Here is a 17102-nt window from a genome sequence, read left to right on the forward strand (position 1 = left end):
TGAAAGCAACAGAATTTACCCCTCCAGACCAAGAAGACTCTCCATGTCGCTTGAGGGTGCGTGATTCCTGGTTAGTTAAAGGCCAAATTTTTATGGTTTTGTCATCACTACCACTAGCTAAAGTCTGCCCATCAGGACTGAAGACGACAGACATTACCTTATTTGAATGACCTTTGAGAGTGCGTACAGAAATTAAATCTTGCATATTTAAGAATACTAAAAAAATCAGCAGCAAATCTGACTACACTTAGTATTCCCAAGCACAAACATTAACTAACTCAAGATATGGTATCGCCGTCTGAAGCGTCTTAAACTATATTCGCTTTTTATCTCCAACGCCGATTTAGCCGTAATATCTTTTTAATCCCCTGACAAAATCTTTCTACCAGAGGTCTAGGTTTGGATACATATCTAGGCGATCGTGATGTACGTGCAGCACCCGGATTTCTTAACTCTTGTTCTATTTGTGCAGCTTTATTTAAATCGGAAGCGGCTCTATATTCGTATCCCAGTTGTGAGCAAACTAGTCCACGATATTTATACGCCTCAACATAGTGAGGATTTAGACGAATTGCATGGGTAAAATCTGCGATCGCATCCTCATATCTTCCTTCTGTAGCATTTTCTACTCCTAAACTATAGAAAGTTTCAGCATCCCAACGATTGACAGATATTTTTGTGGGATTTTTAGGCGAAGATGAAGATGGATTTTCAGGAATAGGAGGCTCAGATGGACTTTCTGATTTGAGCTTGTTGTAAGCTGAGTTGATTGATTTGATTTTTTCCTCAGCTTCCTGTTTTTGCTTTTGCTCAAGAAAGCGATCGGGATGCCAAATTTTCACCAGTTGACGGTAAGCTCGCTTTACTTGTGCTTGTGATGCACCCGGTTCCAACCCAAGAATTTCATAAGCATGATTGAGATCGAGGTCATCGCGCATACTGAAAAAATCGGCAACTATAACTATATAGATATATGTTAACTATTCCCCTAAATCTTCTCCAATCAACTCAAACGCCTCATTCTGGTTATCACTGGGATGGTAGTAATCGCCGCTTTTTTGAAGGTTGGTATTACCGCGTCACTTTACCCGAAATTGGGCAAACATTCGCTTTTATGTACTCAATAGAAGACCCCATCGGCGGTAAACCCCACAGTGGCGGTGCAGCCCAAATCCTCGGTCCGGATGATGAGTATTTATGGCGTACTTTTCCTGATGTGAATAAATTTTGGGGTAGTCGAGATGTCCTGGGTTTAGGTCATTGGGGTAAAACAGATTTGCAAATTTCTCCTCTATACCTGCTCCCAGCAGAGTTTAAGCATCATGTTCAAGAGGGTTATCAAGCTACAGCCACCTTGAATCAGGGAATAATTCGCGATCGCGCCACTAATAATTATTGTTGTTGGCAGTATGAAATCCAACCAGTATACGGTTGGGGTAATAAAAATAGCATTCAGCAATCAACCGCAGGCTGGCTGTCATTTTTGCAGATTTTTGAACCTGGATGGCAAATTTTGATGGCTCACGGTTTAGCCAGTGGGAAAATTGATTGGAATGGCAAAATCTACGAATTCACTAACGCCCCAGCCTACGGAGAGAAAAATTGGGGTGGTGCTTTCCCTCAAAAATGGTTTTGGCTAAATTGTAATTGCTTTGAGGGCGAACCCGACTTAGCATTAACTGCTGGCGGTGGACGGCGGGGTGTGCTGTGGTGGATGGAATCTGTAGCGATGATTGGGTTGCACTATCAAGGCAAGTTTTATGAATTTGTTCCCTGGAATTCACAAGTAGACTGGGAAATTCAGCCTTGGGGTAGATGGCAAATGAAAGCTACCAGCTCTAATTATGAAATTGAATTAATAGGAACCACAGATTTACCTGGTACACCTCTGCGTGCGCCTACTGAGGATGGTTTAAGATACTGTTGCAAAGACACCATGCAAGGAAAGTTAAATTTAGAGTTACGAGAACTAAATGGGAGAAAATCTAAAATAATCTTGAAAGCAGAAAGTTTTCTTTGTGGTTTAGAAGTAGGCGGCGGCTCTTGGGATGATTGTTGGCAGTCTCGGTAAAAGTACTGCTATAATTATATATGCTTCTAAGTTGGGGTTGTAGCTCAGTTGGATAGAGCGGACGCCTCCTAAGCGTCAGGTCGTGCGTTCGAGCCGCACCAGTCCCGTAACTAAAGAAATCCCTAAGACCTTGACTAATAGCAGGTAATAGGGATTTTATTTTTATCGTAGTCGCTGGAAAACGCCTCTTTTAATTCTTCTGCATCAAGTTATTTTACAAATGCGAATAGTTTTAGATGAAATAACAGCAAAAGCTCCTAATAATTCATCTGCATGTTGATTAATAGCATTGGCAACAATTTCTGCTCTATCATTTGGAGATAAACCGAATAACCGAATTAACACAACACCTGCTGCAATTCGACGCAAACGGAAAACTAATTCACCAAAATCTTTCTCTGATGTCAATAGAATTGCACCTTCATTATTAGCCAAGTTTAAAACTTTATCGTTAGGAATTGCTGGTTCCATTTCCACAACATATAAAGTTTCGTGACCATCAAGCCGTAGACGTTCAACGATTTGCCAATCTAAATTTTCGTCCCCTAAAAACTTCAAGAAGCTTTCTCAATTGTTGGATAAACCACATCATACCTTAAAGCTTGAGCCGCAAATGCCAAAGCTGTTTTAATTCCTTCATCGGTAAGTCGTGGATGCGCTTCGAGTATTTGCTCAGATGTTTCACCCGCAGCAAGTTTTTCAAGAATTAACTCAACTGTAATACGAGTTCCTGAAATGACAGGTTTGCCCATCATTATTTTTGGATCGGATACGATTTTTTGCATGAATTAGGATTATTTGGATAGATGATTAATATATATAACGCGATATAAGAACGCAGTGGCAAGGGAGAAACAATAATGGCACAGGAACCCAAACCAGCGATCGCTCCTCCAATACTAAGGGCGATCGCGCATTAAACTAGTGGTAAGAAGACGACTAGAATAAATTTCTTGGTTGCTAATCAGCGATTCATTGCAAAAATCTGTTCAGCCGTTAAGGGAATGTTCGGAAACAATCTAGAATCAATTCGATCCTGCCCTCGAAATACCTTTGGGGGTAAATACTCTGCACCTTCAAGTTGGTAGATTGTAATGGTTGGCTGCTTGGGAGAGCCAATGAACCGAATCCCACCAAAAGCAGCATAGTCTACAATGATGTACTCGAAAACGCCTAAGTCTTCTCTTCTCTTCGAGAGGCTACGCCAACGAGACGCTACGCGAACATATTCAGCAAGTTTTGTCAGATAGTCGTTCTTCCAGTTATTGTTAACGACCTCAATGATTCCGGGTGGTGGAATATATGCAGCAGCAGAACTAGAGCTAGTTTTCATCCTCTGCCATTCAACTCTTGCAAATATGACAATATCTGCTTTTCGACTTTTTTCCTTTTCTGGTGGTGCTGTTTTGAGCCGAACCTGCTTAGACTGGCGCGACACGTAAGGCAGGTCATTTTCTTGGTAGTAATTTTCTAAATAGGCACACAGTCGCTCGATCAAATCCTCATGATTTGCATTTGGTTCTGATAATGGCACTGGAATCCCATCCGATAGCTCAAACTCTCTGCTTGAACCATCGTCCCAGGCAAGAAACTCTTCAAAAGTCAGTGGTTATGTGACGGTTGCGTACATCACCCTCGCTCTCTTGCTGACGCATACTTCACTCAATGCTACCAAGATGTACAGCTAAAATAGTGCAAAATAATGTAGAAAAGCTATTAGCCAAACACTTCAACCAACATTAATATGAGAACATAAGAACGCTTGAACAACAAACATACTATGCGGATTACACCTGGCGGCCAAATTACCATCCCTCCTGAAATCCGAGAGGTGCTAAACATTTCTCCTGACGTAGAATTAGCGTTTGAAATTGAAGGCGATCGCCTCTACCTCAAGAAAATACAACCTACCGATAAAATCTCAACCTGGATTGACGCTATGCGGGGTTGCGCTGCTGGAAACCTCGCCACTGACCAAATCATGACTCTCACCCGCAGCGATGACAATCCATGACCGTCTTGGTAGACAGCAACGTTATCCTCGACATTCTTACCAATGATCGCAACTGGTTTGATTGGTCAGCTCTTCAACTGACAACCTATGCCCGTCAAGACCAACTTGCTATTAATCCTATCATCTACGCTGAGATTGCCATCGGCTTTTCCAGAGAACAGGAACTCATCACTGCATTGCCGGAAGATATATTTCAACGTCTGCCTTTACCTTGGGATGCGGCATTTCTAGCAGGTCAAAGTTTTCTTGACTACCGTCGTCGTGGTGGCGTAAGAACCTCCCCATTGCCTGATTTCTACATTGGTGCCCATGCTAGCACTGCTAATTTGCCTCTCATTACCCGCGATGTCAATCGCTACCGCACTTACTTTCCCAACGTTAGGCTCATTTCACCTGAATAGCCATTAAATTGAACCAGCAAACACATTAGTACAACAAGGCAAAAGTAAAAAGTAAATTCGATAATCTGATACGCTATCATCTACCAGAACACAAGGCGCGATCGCCCTTCATTACCTTCTGGTTAGTCTGCAAATAATCATGTAGCAAATTGCAACCCCGTGCCAACAATTTTTCCAGTTCGATATCTGCTAAATTCTGGAAAATCACTGTACCATTACCACTACCCGCAGCCAGAGTCTTGCCGTCATTACTGAAACTGACGCTGGTTAACTCTTGCTTATCACCTTTCAAAGCAATCAGCAATGTGCCTTCTCGGTTCCAAATCCTCACTTTGTCATCACTGCTAGCTGCCAAAGTTTTACCATCGGGACTAAAACTCACACTGATGAAACTATCACCATCGCCTGTAAGATTATTTAACAGTTTCCCGTCCCGACTCCAAATCTTCACCGTGTTATCAATACTAGCTGAAGCGATCGCCTGACTATCAGGTGTCCAAGCAACCCCATTTACCCGGCGACTATGACCAGTTAAGTTGTATAGTAATTTACCATCTAAATTCCAGATTTTCACGGTTTTGTCATCGCTGGCTGAGGCTAGTAACTTGCCATCTGGGCTAAAGCTTACCCAATTTACTGCATCTTGATGTCCCTGCAAGGTGTTAAGCAGTTTACCATCTCGACTCCACAATTTCACCGTTTTATCTTTACTAGCCGACGCAATTATTTGACCATTAGGCGACCAAGCAACACTCAAGACGGTATCATTATGACCCTGTAAGGTGTTGAGCAGTTTACCGTCACGACTCCAAAGCTTCACTGTTTTATCTTTACTAGCCGAAGCAATTACTTGACCATCGCGGCTGAAACTAACGCCCCAAACTTCACCCTTATGCCCCGTGAATGTACGGAGTAATTTACCGTCTCGACTGAAAAGTTTGATAGTTTTGTCTCGACTTGCTGCTGCTAAGGTGCGATCGTCTGGGCTAAAACTGATACTAGTTACCCAGTCATTGTTATCGGCTTTGGGCTTTCGCTCTAACACGCCGTCCAAATGCCAGAGTTTTATAGTTTTGTCCCGACTTGCAGAAGCTAAGGTGCGACCGTCTGGGCTGAAACTGACGCTATTCACCCAATTATTATGTCCCTTCAGGGTTGCCAGCAACACACCCTCAGAACTCCAAAGTTTGATTGTCTCATCGGTACTTGCGGAAGCGATCGCTTTCCCATTACGGCTAAAACTGACACTGGTAACTCCAGCACTATGCCCCGATAAGGTTCGCAGCAGCTTACCCTCCAGATTCCACAGTTTGATGGTCTGGTCTAAACTAGCAGAAGCAATAGTTTTACCATCAGGCGACCATGCGACACTTAAGACTGCATCATCATGTCCCTGCAAAGTTTTGAGCAGCTTACCATCCCTACTCCACAATTTTACCGTCTTGTCAGCACTCCCGGAAGCAATGGTTTGTCCATCAGGCGACCAAGCAACACTTAAAACTGCACCATCATGTAAGAGCAAGGTTTTGAGCAGTTTACCGTCCCGACTCCACAGTTTTACCGTCTTGTCGCTACTCGCTGAAGCAATAATCTGACCATCAGGGCTAAAACTGGCACTATTCACCACACCTTGATGCCCTAATAGAGTAGCAAGCAGTTGACCCTCTCGACTCCAAAGTTTTACCGTCTTATCTTGACTGGCAGAAGCAACGATTTGACTATCTGGGCTGAAACTGAGGCTATTAACTACATCTCCATGCCCCGATAATGTTTTGACCAAGCTACCATCGGGATGCCAAAGTTTGATTGTAGTATCCGCACTGGCTGAGGCAATTAAAGAGCGATCAAGGCTAAATGTAACACTATTTACCCCAGATATATGCCCTTCCAAGCGGTTATATTCTCTTAACCCGGAAACTGCTTGATATAGTGCCGTCTGTACTTGCTCTCTAGTATTGGAATCTACCCAGATTATTTGTTGTAATTTTCTCCCTGCTTTTAAACTTTCTTTTAAAGCATCAATACCTTTTTGGGATGCAAAAAAGGCTTCACTAGATGCGCTGAGGGTTTTAATTTCGCTATCTACTGCTGTGACGATGGAAACACTTAATCCCAATATGGCGAGAACAGAAGCAGTAAGTGCAATTTTCAAAGAACGATTTAATTGAGCTTCACTGAGCCTTTGTTTCTTTTGGCTTTCTGCGAGTTTAGCTGTTAATTCTTTTTCTTTGAGTTCAGCTCGTAATTGCTCAATTTCTAACTGACTCAATTCTTCGCGCTTGTGTAATTCTCGTAATTCTGTTAATAAATCCAAACCCTGCTGGGGATGAGGATCTATCAATTGCGATCGCTGCTCATTTTGGCTAAGTTCGCTCTTAAGTCGCTCAATCTCAGCTTGACTCTGTTCTACTTTGTAGCGTAATTGGTTAAGTTGTACTTGTAAGCTCGATTCTTGTTGTTGCAGGTAGCGAATCAAGTCTACTAGATAATCATGAATCAGTTGATAGCGTTCTGGTACATCAGGGAATAGTACCACTAAACCGGAGCTAACTAAAATCTCTAATACTAACTCTAATTTACTAGCATCTTCTAATTCTGCTAATTGCGCCGCTAACTCAGCACGAGTTTTAAAAGGTCGGTTATTGCTTTCATCTGTTAATAAGTATAAGACGAGTAACGCGGCTCGTTCATTTTCTGGGCCGCAGTCTTTAATCAGTTCCTTAAGATATCGCTCAATAAGTTTGTTGGGTCTATATGGCTGATATTCTTCCAGTGTAGTAATTCGCTCATCTTGAATTTGCGCTCCTACAACTTGCAATTCAATGGGGCGGACTTCTCCAAATCCTGTGGATAAATCTTCGATTAAGGCATCAATTAAAGCAGGCTCTAAATTAAACTGCGATCGCTCCGTCAATTTTCGGATAATTGCTTTAGCATATTCTGGCGAAAAATTATTTAACTGGTAGCGAATATGCTTGTCAAGAATATTATTATTAATTGCTTCCAGTGCTGAAACATGTTTAAAGTCTAATAAACGATGTAAATAATCTTCTCGTAAAGAAAGAATAACTTTAACAAAGGGTATATTCAGGCAGTCGCTAATAAATTTATCAAATTCTTGCTTTTGATTGCGATCGCTATAACCAAAGAAAAATTCTTCAAACTGGTCAAAAATTAAAACTGTGATCAGATGGTTATCAGCATTTTCTTTTAGTTGTTGTAAAATTTCAAAGATCGTGATGGGTGTGTTAGAGTAAGGCAAAACTTCCGATTCAATGGCTGCTTCTGGTACGATGTCAGCATAGATGGCAAGGGATGCGTCATTGGACATCGCCTCACTTAAAGATTTCCCTAATTCCCGTGCCCAATCTGTGTAAACTTGCAGCACCACAGGTACAGCTATTTGATCGCCAATAGCTCGATTTTGCAGTGCTGGAACTAACCCCGCAGTTACAATAGAACTCTTACCTACCCCTGATTGACCGTGAATCACCGTCAATTTTCGATCAGCGCGGCTAATTCTCCCAATTAAGTTATTAATATCACGCTCTCGTCCAGAAGCCGCAATTTCTAAAGCAACGCTGCTACTCCCAGAAGGTGACATCAATGCTGGGTTTGTCGCCTGTCTTTGCGGTTGCAAGCGTCCAGCACCGATAAAAGCCCGAAAACCGTACTGCTGCTCAACAGAACGCCGTTTCTGTCGAATGTAATAGGCTTCTAGATATCGCCCTTCTTCAAAGTAGAGCGATCGCAGTGTCCGCAATAAGCGAATATAACGATGGGCATCATATTGATGGGCACTGCTTTCTAACGCTGCGGGTAGTTCTTTTGTCGCCTTGTCTAAGTATTCACGGGCTACTTCCAACTCACTTAAATTTCGCTGTGCTTTCGCTAAAACTAAATAGTAAATTTGCCCTAACAGTAACGGAAATAAGCAGTTATAAGGGTCATTGTGCTTTTGCGCCTCACCTAATTTCAGCAGTGATACGTGTGCTAATATACTCGCCTGTACCCACCGCGACTGCTGCACAGCCACTTGCGCGAGAAAACCGTAGTCACAAGCTAATTGGATTTGACTACCATAAGTTTGATGCAACTCCAGAGACTTTTGAGCAACTGTCTGCAATTCTTGCCATTCTTGCAGATATTGCAAAACTTCAGCGAGTTGACTAATAAATCCAGCAACTATGTCTGGACGACCAGCCACCTGTAAGATAGTCAAGCACTGCTGAAAATAAGATTTAGCTGTGTACCAATGACGGCGATTTTCTGTTTGATTTTGCTCTGCTAAACGGCAATAACATAGCCCGATATAAAACAGCAAAACTCCCTGTCGCAAAAGTAGTGGAGATGGGCGATTAGGAGGCGTAGGCGAAGAAAATGCTTCCTCTGCTTTCCTTGCTCCTTCATCCCCTCTCTTCGCCAACTGCTGCCAAACTTGCAAGCTTTGCTGAAAATGGTTTAAAGCTGGATTAATGCGATCGCTAATATAATCATCTAAACCAAAAACAAATTCTAAACTAGCGTGTAATTCTGGCTCTAAGGTAATACCACGATTGTGCAACTCTCTAATGGCAAAGTGGAGTTCATAGCTATGTTCCCAAACTTGCTCTACAGTAAAATAATTCTTTGCAACTTGAGGAGGTTGGTGTTGTGCAGTATCGGTTGGTAACACCGTCGCAAATAAAGAGTCAGTTTCCTGTTGCAAAAATTGCAGTAATGATTCAGTTGTCATTTCAAACCGAATCGGTGTCGCCGCCCAACTAGCAAAATCTGGCGCTAAACGCACAACTTTTTGCAACACTTCCTCATTCATCCACACAATCAGAGGAAATGGGTGGCGCTTGCGAAATTCATCACGAATATGATTGATAGAGCTAAGTAGATCATCGAGTCCATCTACTGACTCTAAACCCAAAATCATCAATGCCGATGGCGGATTTTCTTCGGTTAGCAGTTGTAAATGAATACTTGTGTAAAGGCTTCTAGCATTATGCGGCAGAACTACCTTTTGAATTCGGTGTACTCCTGAAGAGAGTTCTTCGAGTCGTTGCAGCATTCGCTCTTGCAAAACTCGATAATTGCAGCACACCAAAACCAGAGAGAATTGACCGCTAGAAAGGGTAATTGCTCTCCCCAAGCTTCGTAAAGCCCGCTCATTAGCTGCTCTTATATCTACTTGTGCGTGTCGTTCAACCATGATTTAAATTTGTCCGTCTCTGCTAAAACTGGGTTGACGGCAAACCAAGCTCCCTGATGATCGCGGTATTCAAACACAAATAAACTTCGCAAGAGAGCGTGGTATTGTATATCACCTCTAACTCTCTGCTGTTGCACCACCTGAAAGATTAATTCCCACTCATGAGGATCGATGGCGTTGGCTCGGTAATCCCGTTGTCTTCGGATAACTAGCTCGACACAATCCCGATCAAAGGGTGGATCTTGTTCGCGCAGACAGTCAAACAGCAACCCTAGCAAGTCGCGTACATGACCACCACTAATCAGGCACAATCGATCTAAGGTTTCCAAACTATCAAACACCTCTGTAATTAAGCCTAACCGATCGCTAGGCAGAATGTCTGGAAAAGCTCTAGCTAGTACCATTTGTCGCATCAGTGCTAGCCCTTGGGTGAAAATCTCCCCAGAGCGCAAACGTACAGGTATCATTGGTAAAACTTTTGGTGCAACTCCTCCCCCTAAACGATGCTGAAGTTCGGCGCTATCGTTGGAGAAAGTCAGGGCTAAGGGAATAGTGTAGACTACATGACAATTTAGTTTGCGTAACTGTTCACCCCGCTCAATAAATAAGTATTCTGGTAGCGATCGCCCCGATGGTAAAGGTCGAATTGCGACTCTATCCAAGTTATCAACAATGACTACCAGTCCTTTTTTACCCCTGGCTTTCAGTTCTTTGTTGGCACGTTCTAGCAATTCTTGATTAATTGACTGTAAAATATTTGCTGTTCGCGGTTCGAGATAATCTCTTAACCGCCGCCGCAATTGGGGGCTTTCTTTAGTTTTAGCTGTAATTTTGGCAATCCCCACAGACAATTCTGCTTCTACCCCAAGGTCAATTGGCGTTTGCAAAAAATCTACAAGTTCACCAAACAACTTGGTAAAGTAGGTAGGTTTGAGTCTAATTTTCATTGCTTCTAGGCTTTGACTCACTTGCCCTGCGATCGCCAACAAAATATCAGTCACATCTACATCTGCCATTTCTAAGACATGGGTAGACTCAAAATAAACAACATGAAATTGCTGCACTTCTAATTCAGCTTTCAGCCGCAACAACTCCGTTGATTTTCCACAACCAAGATGTCCTGTAAATAGTTGACAAGTTGGGACATCTGGCGATATTCTAGCGATCGTGCGTTGCAAAGCTTCGATAATTTTACCACCCCGCACCGCAGCAAAATCGATATAGTACCTGCGATCGCTGGCGTTTCCTATGATTAGAGGTCTGCTTGGATTGCAAGCCTGATAAAATCTTTCTAAATCTAGGAGCATAACTAATCGAGTTCACTTAGGAATAGGTATCACAAAATCTACTGACTAAATATATTAGTTTTAGGGAATTGAACCCTTAATTTAAGTACATATCACCCAAATTACTAACTAAACTAGCAGCATTCAGGATGATTGTTCATATATAAGTTATGTGTAGCACATCGCAATCCTGATATTTTATTTTAAGTAAGCAGAAATACTAATATAAGTACAAATAGCAAAACTTTCTTACCTTAAATAAGGTACTCTTATGAATATTAAAAATATCCAACACAAAAAAAGGTACTGTTAAGTACAATTTTCTAGTGTTCTTGAATATAGAGTTTTGTTACAGCAATTTTGAGCTTAATCTCGTTGCTAAATCATGATCTTGTTGATGAAACAGATCCTTTTGTTGATGAAAACCATGATTTTAGTAACAACAGCTATTGCATTTAGGGTAACGATCTCTGAAAAACGGGAAGTAATCTACAAACCCATTGAATATAAAATAACGCGATCATGCAGCTTATCGGGCAAAATATGCTTTAGCACAGCTCCAATTTTGGCATCTTGTCCAACAAGATAGCGTGTCTTAGGTTTTTTTGCAGTGAGCGCATGGAGAACAGCCTGAGCAACAAGATCCGCAGAAATTCCCCTAGATGCGATAATCTGCATTTTCTCACGGACAATATTCATCGCCTGACCGTAGAGATTTTGTGCTGTTTGGGACAGATCGTGCTGTGCTATTTCAGATTGACTTAAAGACTTTTCCCAGATTGGGGTAGCGATGGAACCAGGTTCAATAATTGAAACCGAGATTCCCCAAGGGCGTAACTCCATCCGCATCACATCAGTGAGTGCAACGAGCGCAAATTTGGAAGCATTGTAAGCGCCCAGCAACGGCGTAGGGCTTCTACCAGAAATGGAACCCATATTGACAATTCGGCCCCGATCTTGGCGTAATAGACCAAGAAATGCTTGTGTCACAGCTAATTGTCCGGTGACATTAACCTGCATCTGGTGTTGAAATTCTGCGATCGGTAATAATTCTAAGGGGCCTGGGACAGCAATTCCGGCATTATTCACTAAACCTAAAATCCCCCCACCACCAACTGCATTTGTTACCTGATCAACAGCAGCTGCGATCGATTCAGCGTCAGTAACATCTAAAAAAATCGGAATGAGCCTTTGTGACCCTTTCTGTTTAAGTGTTTGAGCATCAATATCTTGACGCACGCCAGCAAAAACAGAGAAGCCTAACTGGTCTAAAAGCAAAGCACACGCCTGACCAATTCCTGTTGATGCTCCTGTAACCACTACTGTGCGCTGATTTCCTGCAACCATTAACTCTCTCCGTATTATGATGAAATTACTGAAATTAAAAATTACGTTAGCGTAGCGGTAGCGACGTAGGAGCGTCATTACGAATTACGCATTAGTATCAATCTCTGCAAGTACCAGCACGAAGACAATCTTCGGTTTGGTCATCTCTAGCCGATATTTGCCACGGGAATTTTTCTAACTGAGAATTTGTGTTGTGAACAACTAGAGCAGTTATTATGGGAAGCTGGTTTTCGACAATTAACACGTCACTACTACAAGTATTGCCTAGTTGAGCATTGTATAAATACACAGGCAATGCTATCAGTCCAATGCAAATTGTCCGATTCATAAAACCTCAGCTAAAAATTTCCGATTACGCTATGTATGTATAGATACCACCTTGATGAACCGGATTTCCAAACTGAGTATTGTATGATGTTGTGTCAATTTACTCAGCGCTACTAGCCGCAGAGACGTAATTTCTAAATTATCGGTTCCACTCTTTTTTTAGGTTAAACATTGCCTACAAGATGGCTTACTACTAATTTATGCAGATGCAACCCGAAAAAACAGGACAAAAAACCCTACAGCGCTTAAAAACATATCTTGCTAGTACGAGCGGCGTAAATCAAGCTACCATTTTAAAGCTTGCAAAAGCCTTGATATACAAAACTTTTGACTTTTGAATGCGTGACTTTTGACTTCCGCCTTGCGGTACTAGTTGCATTCCCCAGATAAAATAGTTAACAAATGTTGCCTACTAGCTGACTCATGACGCCTTCACAAGACGTAGATACTGTAAACGTTCCCAACCTCGACCCCGAAGAATATGGCAACTCAGACACCGATCCTCTGGATGAGTTGCCAGGTGAAGTTGAAATGTCCCTTTTCGACCACCTAGAAGAGTTGCGGCAGCGCATTTTCTATTCGCTGATTGCCGTAGCAGTGGGTATTATTGGCTGTTTCTTTGCCGTTAAGCCCATTGTCCAACTACTTGAGGTTCCCGCACAAGGAGTAAAATTTCTCCAACTTGCACCCGGAGAGTATTTCTTTGTCTCCGTAAAAGTTGCAGCCTACACTGGCCTCATACTTACTAGTCCTTTCATTCTTTACCAGATTATCCAGTTTGTGCTTCCAGGACTAACCCGCCGTGAACGCCGGATATTGGGGCCTGTGGTTTTGGGTTCGAGTCTGCTGTTTGGAGCGGGGTTAGTATTTGCCTATTTACTGCTTATCCCCGCAGCGTTGAAATTTTTCATCAGCTACGGAGCAGATGTAGTTGAACAACTTTGGTCAATTGATAAATATTTTGAATTTGTGCTGCTACTGTTATTCAGCACTGGTTTAGCATTTCAAATTCCGATCATCCAACTGTTGCTCGGTAATTTGAACATTGTCTCGTCAGAACGAATGGTTTCTGGTTGGCGTTATGTGATTATGGGAGCAGTCGTTTTAGGAGCCGTGCTTACACCTTCTACTGACCCTTTAACTCAAAGTCTCTTAGCGGGAGCAGTTTTAGGGCTTTATTTCGGTGGTGTTGGACTGGTGAAGCTCACAGGTAAATAACATAGGGAATAGGTGACAGGTGACAGGAAATACGTAAAATTATTAACCAATTACCAATTACTAATTATTCCTTAACCCTTGTTCGCGTAAGAGGGTATCAGACCATAAAGCATCTTCTGGTTTTAGGGGTGGTACTGGTTCTTTATTATAATCAATTGCTAAGTAATATCTGGCACGATTGTATATACCATGCAATAAAGATTGCAAATCTACAATCGCTTCTGTATCTTCTGACTGTAACGGTAATGGAAATACGGGAATCGTTTCTCTGACACTAAATCCGTATAATTTAGCTTGAGGACGTGTTTTACTTCTGCTAACAATAATTTGATAATCTGTTACAGGCACTTCCCCTAAAATTGACATGGCTTTTCCACTTCTGAGTAAATCAATTTCGACTAAGTGAGAAAGACTAGCTAAAACTTGTTTGCGTTTCAGTTCATAGGCTTTTCTCCCTTCGTCTGGGCGTTTATTTTTAGGAGATAAAACTTCGAGAGAAGTTACTACAAAACCTGTAGAAACTTATCGAATTTCTAAGTAATTCTCCGTAATATGTTCAGGTAACGGTATCATCACCGTAATGCCTTCTGACGTTTCTGTTTGGGTAGTAGTTGATGAGTATTGCTGCGGTGATTTATGTTGAGAAAAAATAGAAACATCAGATATACCAACTAATACAGAATCTGAGTCATCACTTAAATAAGTACGTTGTTCAATTGCAACTCGATACTGTGGGGGAATATTTTCTTCAATAGTATCTGCTATAGCTGTAATGAATCGATGATGTAATTCTGACCAAAACACAGGATTTTCTAAATAAGGATTCATTCCGGGAAATGGAGAATTCATAGTTTTACTATCCTGAAATGACGGATTAGAATAATTCTAAATTAAGGAAGAAAAACTTGGTCATAATATCCATTCCGAAGAACGTTCACCCAAATCTAGAGGGATGCTAACAGCTTTGCCGAGCCGGGGGCGATCGCGTGTTTGGGTAATATATGTTTGTACCTGCGTTGACCCGCCCAAGGCATGAAGATAATTAGCAATGGTGTCAAGATGCTCTTGGTACTCCGCCTCAGTCAAGGGAAAAGAAGCTTGTTCCAAGTATTTCCACATGACTTGCAAAAATATCTTTCCCTGTGCCCGTCGAAACTGGACATCATAGGAATATCCCCACTTATCAAGCAACATCTGACGTAATTCCTGTCCTGTCATAGCTTTTCTCAATCAGATTTTACATTTAGTTATGATGTTAAGTTCCGTGACTCCAGTATGATAAGGATATAAAGAAATGTAATGCTAACAGAAAAGATGCTTTTTATATCTTGAAACAAAGAAGTATGGCATCGTTGTGAGCGCTAGCATTTCGACTTAGACAAGAGTTCCTCAAGTACAGTACTTTTGTCAAAATGCTTAACAAAATACACAAAGAGCGCGTAGATTATGGCTCAATTTTCTGAATCAGCAGACGTGCCTGATATGGGGCGTCGTCAGTTCATGAATCTGCTCACTTTTGGGACTGTCACTGGAGTGGCTCTGGGTGCATTGTATCCCGTTGTCAACTACTTTATTCCACCCGCAACTGGTGGTGCTGGTGGCGGGACAACGGCAAAAGACGAGCTAGGTAACGATGTTAGTGTCACTAAATTTCTAGAAAACCGGAATGCAGGCGATCGCAACCTAGTCCAAGGGCTAAAGGGAGATCCTACCTATATTGTGGTAGACAGCAAAGAGGCGATCAAAGATTATGGCATTAATGCCATCTGCACCCACTTAGGTTGTGTAGTCCCCTGGAACGTTGCAGAGAACAAGTTTAAGTGTCCTTGTCATGGTTCCCAGTATGACGAAACTGGTAAGGTTGTTCGCGGCCCAGCACCCCTGTCTTTACCTTTGGCTCATACCAATGTAAGCGACGACAAAATCGTCTTGACCCCTTGGACAGAAACCGACTTCCGCACCGGTGATGCAGCTTGGTGGGCTTAATAATTTTGTCCTTAGTCCTTAGTCATTCGTCCTTTGTTCAGGGCTTAATGACTAATGACTAATGACCAATGACTAATGACTAATTCAATCGTTGCCCTTATTAGAGATGAGAAATGTTTTCTTAAGAGCGAGGTTAACTCGCAGCGCTAGAGCGATTGTAAAAACATTGCTCATAGCGATCGCTAGTGTGACATTTTACTTCACCAGCGATCTAGCCCTTCCCCAATCAGCTGCCGCCTATCCCTTTTGGGCACAGGAAACCTATCCCGAAACCCCCCGCGAACCAACCGGGCGGATTGTTTGTGCCAACTGTCACCTAGCAGCCAAACCTACAGAAGTAGAAGTTCCCCAATCGGTGCTACCTGACACTGTATTCAAAGCTGTGGTGAAAATCCCTTACGATCTTAGCGCCCAGCAAGTTGGTGCCGATGGTTCTAAGGTTGGCTTGAATGTCGGTGCTGTACTGATGCTACCTGAAGGCTTTAAGATTGCTCCTGAAGATCGTCTTTCCGAGGAACTTAAAGAAGAAGTTGGCGACACTCCCTTTCAACCCTACAGCGAAGACAAAGAAAACGTCGTCATCGTCGGCCCTTTACCAGGCGAACAGTATCAGGAAATCGTCTTCCCTGTTCTTTCTCCCAACCCCGCAACCGACAAAAACATCCACTTCGGTAAATATTCAGTTCACCTGGGTGCTAACCGGGGACGCGGACAAGTTTATCCCACTGGCGAAAAGAGCAACAACACTGTTTACAACGCTTCCGCTACTGGCACAATTACCAAAATTGCTAAAGAGGAAGATGGAGACGGTAACGTTAAATATCTAGTCAACATCCAACCTGAATCTGGTGATGTTGTCGTTGATACGATTCCTTTAGGGCCAGAACTGCTTGTTTCCGAAGGGCAAGCAGTTAAGACTGGTGAAGCTTTGACCAGCAACCCGAATGTCGGTGGATTCGGTCAACAAGATGCAGAAATCGTATTGCAAGACGCTTCTAGAGTTCAATGGATGATTGCGTTCACCGCTCTTGTAATGTTAGCTCAAGTTATGCTTGTGCTGAAGAAGAAACAGGTTGAGAAAGTTCAAGCTGCTGAGATGAATTTCTAAATTCTTTGTTCAATCATTCATTATTTGTAGGACAGGCAAGATGCCTGTCTTTTTTTACTCTATTTACACGAAGCCCGCAAATTTGGGAATTACAGCATTTTCGAGGTGCATGAGGTACAGTAAGTAATAGTGCATTAAGAACTA

The 17102-nt window shown here is 42.3% G+C and carries 16 protein-coding genes, 1 tRNA gene and 1 pseudogene; 7 read left to right on the forward strand and 11 right to left on the reverse strand.

Annotation, left to right across the window (positions count from 1 at the left end; genetic code table 11):
- Both ACFE90_RS08715 and ACFE90_RS08720 read right to left on the reverse strand, forming a co-directional pair.
- A partial coding sequence (locus ACFE90_RS08715; protein ID WP_375499619.1) for a WD40 repeat domain-containing protein occupies positions 1–205 on the reverse strand: 205 nt, incomplete at its 3' end.
- A 121-nt stretch (positions 206–326) separates the two neighbouring features.
- Entirely contained in the window at positions 327–938 is a 612-nt protein-coding gene (locus ACFE90_RS08720; protein ID WP_375499593.1) for a DnaJ domain-containing protein, read from the reverse strand.
- Positions 939–973: 35 nt separating this feature from the next.
- Here ACFE90_RS08720 and ACFE90_RS08725 point away from each other — a divergent pair, with 35 nt between their 5' ends.
- Together ACFE90_RS08725 and ACFE90_RS08730 are read left to right on the forward strand one after the other, a co-directional pair.
- Positions 974–2071: a tocopherol cyclase family protein gene (locus tag ACFE90_RS08725; RefSeq protein WP_375499595.1), complete on the forward strand. Its 1098-nt coding sequence runs from the start codon at positions 974–976 to the stop codon at positions 2069–2071.
- Positions 2072–2104: 33 nt separating this feature from the next.
- A tRNA-Arg gene (locus ACFE90_RS08730) sits at positions 2105–2178 on the forward strand.
- A 97-nt stretch (positions 2179–2275) separates the two neighbouring features.
- Here the strand turns inward: ACFE90_RS08730 and ACFE90_RS08735 are convergent.
- The 3 genes from ACFE90_RS08735 to ACFE90_RS08745 all read right to left on the reverse strand — a co-directional run bounded on the left by ACFE90_RS08735 (position 2276) and on the right by ACFE90_RS08745 (position 3677).
- Positions 2276–2629 (reverse strand): DUF5615 family PIN-like protein, encoded by a 354-nt coding sequence (locus ACFE90_RS08735; RefSeq protein WP_375499597.1) that lies wholly within the window; start codon positions 2627–2629, stop codon positions 2276–2278.
- Complete coding sequence (locus tag ACFE90_RS08740; RefSeq protein ID WP_375499599.1) at positions 2626–2856, reverse strand: DUF433 domain-containing protein; 231 nt, start codon at positions 2854–2856, stop codon at positions 2626–2628. Before ACFE90_RS08740 ends, ACFE90_RS08735 begins: the two co-directional genes overlap by 4 nt.
- A 179-nt stretch (positions 2857–3035) precedes the next feature.
- Positions 3036–3677 (reverse strand): Uma2 family endonuclease, encoded by a 642-nt coding sequence (locus tag ACFE90_RS08745; protein WP_375499621.1) that lies wholly within the window; start codon positions 3675–3677, stop codon positions 3036–3038.
- 174 nt (positions 3678–3851) lie between these two features.
- On the opposite strand from ACFE90_RS08745, the gene ACFE90_RS08750 reads away from it, so the two are divergent.
- Entirely contained in the window at positions 3852–4085 is a 234-nt protein-coding gene (locus tag ACFE90_RS08750; protein WP_375499601.1) for an AbrB/MazE/SpoVT family DNA-binding domain-containing protein, read from the forward strand.
- Positions 4082–4486 carry a type II toxin-antitoxin system VapC family toxin gene (locus ACFE90_RS08755; RefSeq protein ID WP_375499603.1) on the forward strand — a complete coding sequence of 135 codons (405 nt, stop codon included), beginning with the start codon at positions 4082–4084 and terminating at the stop codon, positions 4484–4486. Before ACFE90_RS08750 ends, ACFE90_RS08755 begins: the two co-directional genes overlap by 4 nt.
- 76 nt (positions 4487–4562) lie before the next feature.
- Here ACFE90_RS08755 and ACFE90_RS08760 read toward each other — a convergent pair whose 3' ends face one another.
- From ACFE90_RS08760 to ACFE90_RS08775, 4 genes are all read right to left on the reverse strand, one after another.
- Positions 4563–9686, reverse strand: coding sequence for a hypothetical protein (locus ACFE90_RS08760; protein WP_375499605.1), 5124 nt, complete (start codon positions 9684–9686; stop codon positions 4563–4565).
- Positions 9662–10993 (reverse strand): P-loop NTPase fold protein, encoded by a 1332-nt coding sequence (locus tag ACFE90_RS08765; RefSeq protein ID WP_375499607.1) that lies wholly within the window; start codon positions 10991–10993, stop codon positions 9662–9664. The genes ACFE90_RS08760 and ACFE90_RS08765 overlap by 25 nt, the downstream gene beginning before the upstream one ends.
- A gap of 468 nt (positions 10994–11461) precedes the next feature.
- Positions 11462–12319 carry an SDR family oxidoreductase gene (locus ACFE90_RS08770; RefSeq protein WP_375499609.1) on the reverse strand — a complete coding sequence of 286 codons (858 nt, stop codon included), beginning with the start codon at positions 12317–12319 and terminating at the stop codon, positions 11462–11464.
- Between the two features lie 97 nt (positions 12320–12416).
- Positions 12417–12647, reverse strand: coding sequence for a hypothetical protein (locus ACFE90_RS08775; RefSeq protein ID WP_375499611.1), 231 nt, complete (start codon positions 12645–12647; stop codon positions 12417–12419).
- A gap of 422 nt (positions 12648–13069) precedes the next feature.
- On the opposite strand from ACFE90_RS08775, the gene tatC reads away from it, so the two are divergent.
- On the forward strand, positions 13070–13864 hold the full coding sequence (tatC, locus tag ACFE90_RS08780; RefSeq protein WP_375499613.1) for a twin-arginine translocase subunit TatC: 795 nt from the start codon (positions 13070–13072) through the stop codon (positions 13862–13864).
- Between the two features lie 60 nt (positions 13865–13924).
- Here the strand turns inward: tatC and ACFE90_RS08785 are convergent.
- Positions 13925–14713, reverse strand: a pseudogene (locus ACFE90_RS08785) (DUF4058 family protein).
- A gap of 60 nt (positions 14714–14773) precedes the next feature.
- Positions 14774–15082, reverse strand: a complete 309-nt coding sequence (locus ACFE90_RS08790; protein WP_100900144.1) for a DUF3067 family protein — start codon at positions 15080–15082, stop codon at positions 14774–14776.
- 228 nt (positions 15083–15310) lie between these two features.
- Here ACFE90_RS08790 and petC point away from each other — a divergent pair, with 228 nt between their 5' ends.
- On the forward strand, positions 15311–15850 hold the full coding sequence (gene petC / locus ACFE90_RS08795) for a cytochrome b6-f complex iron-sulfur subunit (protein WP_375499615.1): 540 nt from the start codon (positions 15311–15313) through the stop codon (positions 15848–15850).
- Positions 15851–15956: 106 nt separating this feature from the next.
- Positions 15957–16958 (forward strand): cytochrome f, encoded by a 1002-nt coding sequence (gene petA, locus ACFE90_RS08800; RefSeq protein ID WP_375499617.1) that lies wholly within the window; start codon positions 15957–15959, stop codon positions 16956–16958.
- The last annotated feature ends 144 nt before the right edge of the window (positions 16959–17102 follow it).

Origin of the sequence: uncultured Nostoc sp. (assembly GCF_964245445.1) — a bacterium.
Taxonomy (GTDB): Bacteria; Cyanobacteriota; Cyanobacteriia; order Cyanobacteriales; family Nostocaceae; genus Nostoc.

Excerpts from the sequence above, each read along its gene's own strand:
- ACFE90_RS08720 (WP_375499593.1), bottom strand. The coding sequence starts at position 938 with ATGCGCGATGACCTCGATCTCAATCATGCTTATGAAATTCTTGGGTTG.
- ACFE90_RS08725 (WP_375499595.1), top strand. The coding sequence starts at position 974 with ATGTTAACTATTCCCCTAAATCTTCTCCAATCAACTCAAACGCCTCAT.
- ACFE90_RS08740 (WP_375499599.1), bottom strand. The coding sequence starts at position 2,856 with ATGCAAAAAATCGTATCCGATCCAAAAATAATGATGGGCAAACCTGTC.
- ACFE90_RS08750 (WP_375499601.1), top strand. The coding sequence starts at position 3,852 with ATGCGGATTACACCTGGCGGCCAAATTACCATCCCTCCTGAAATCCGA.
- ACFE90_RS08755 (WP_375499603.1), top strand. The coding sequence starts at position 4,082 with ATGACCGTCTTGGTAGACAGCAACGTTATCCTCGACATTCTTACCAAT.
- ACFE90_RS08760 (WP_375499605.1), bottom strand. The coding sequence starts at position 9,686 with ATGGTTGAACGACACGCACAAGTAGATATAAGAGCAGCTAATGAGCGG.
- ACFE90_RS08765 (WP_375499607.1), bottom strand. The coding sequence starts at position 10,993 with ATGCTCCTAGATTTAGAAAGATTTTATCAGGCTTGCAATCCAAGCAGA.
- ACFE90_RS08770 (WP_375499609.1), bottom strand. The coding sequence starts at position 12,319 with ATGGTTGCAGGAAATCAGCGCACAGTAGTGGTTACAGGAGCATCAACA.
- ACFE90_RS08775 (WP_375499611.1), bottom strand. The coding sequence starts at position 12,647 with ATGAATCGGACAATTTGCATTGGACTGATAGCATTGCCTGTGTATTTA.
- tatC (WP_375499613.1), top strand. The coding sequence starts at position 13,070 with ATGACGCCTTCACAAGACGTAGATACTGTAAACGTTCCCAACCTCGAC.
- ACFE90_RS08790 (WP_100900144.1), bottom strand. The coding sequence starts at position 15,082 with ATGACAGGACAGGAATTACGTCAGATGTTGCTTGATAAGTGGGGATAT.
- petC (WP_375499615.1), top strand. The coding sequence starts at position 15,311 with ATGGCTCAATTTTCTGAATCAGCAGACGTGCCTGATATGGGGCGTCGT.
- petA (WP_375499617.1), top strand. The coding sequence starts at position 15,957 with ATGAGAAATGTTTTCTTAAGAGCGAGGTTAACTCGCAGCGCTAGAGCG.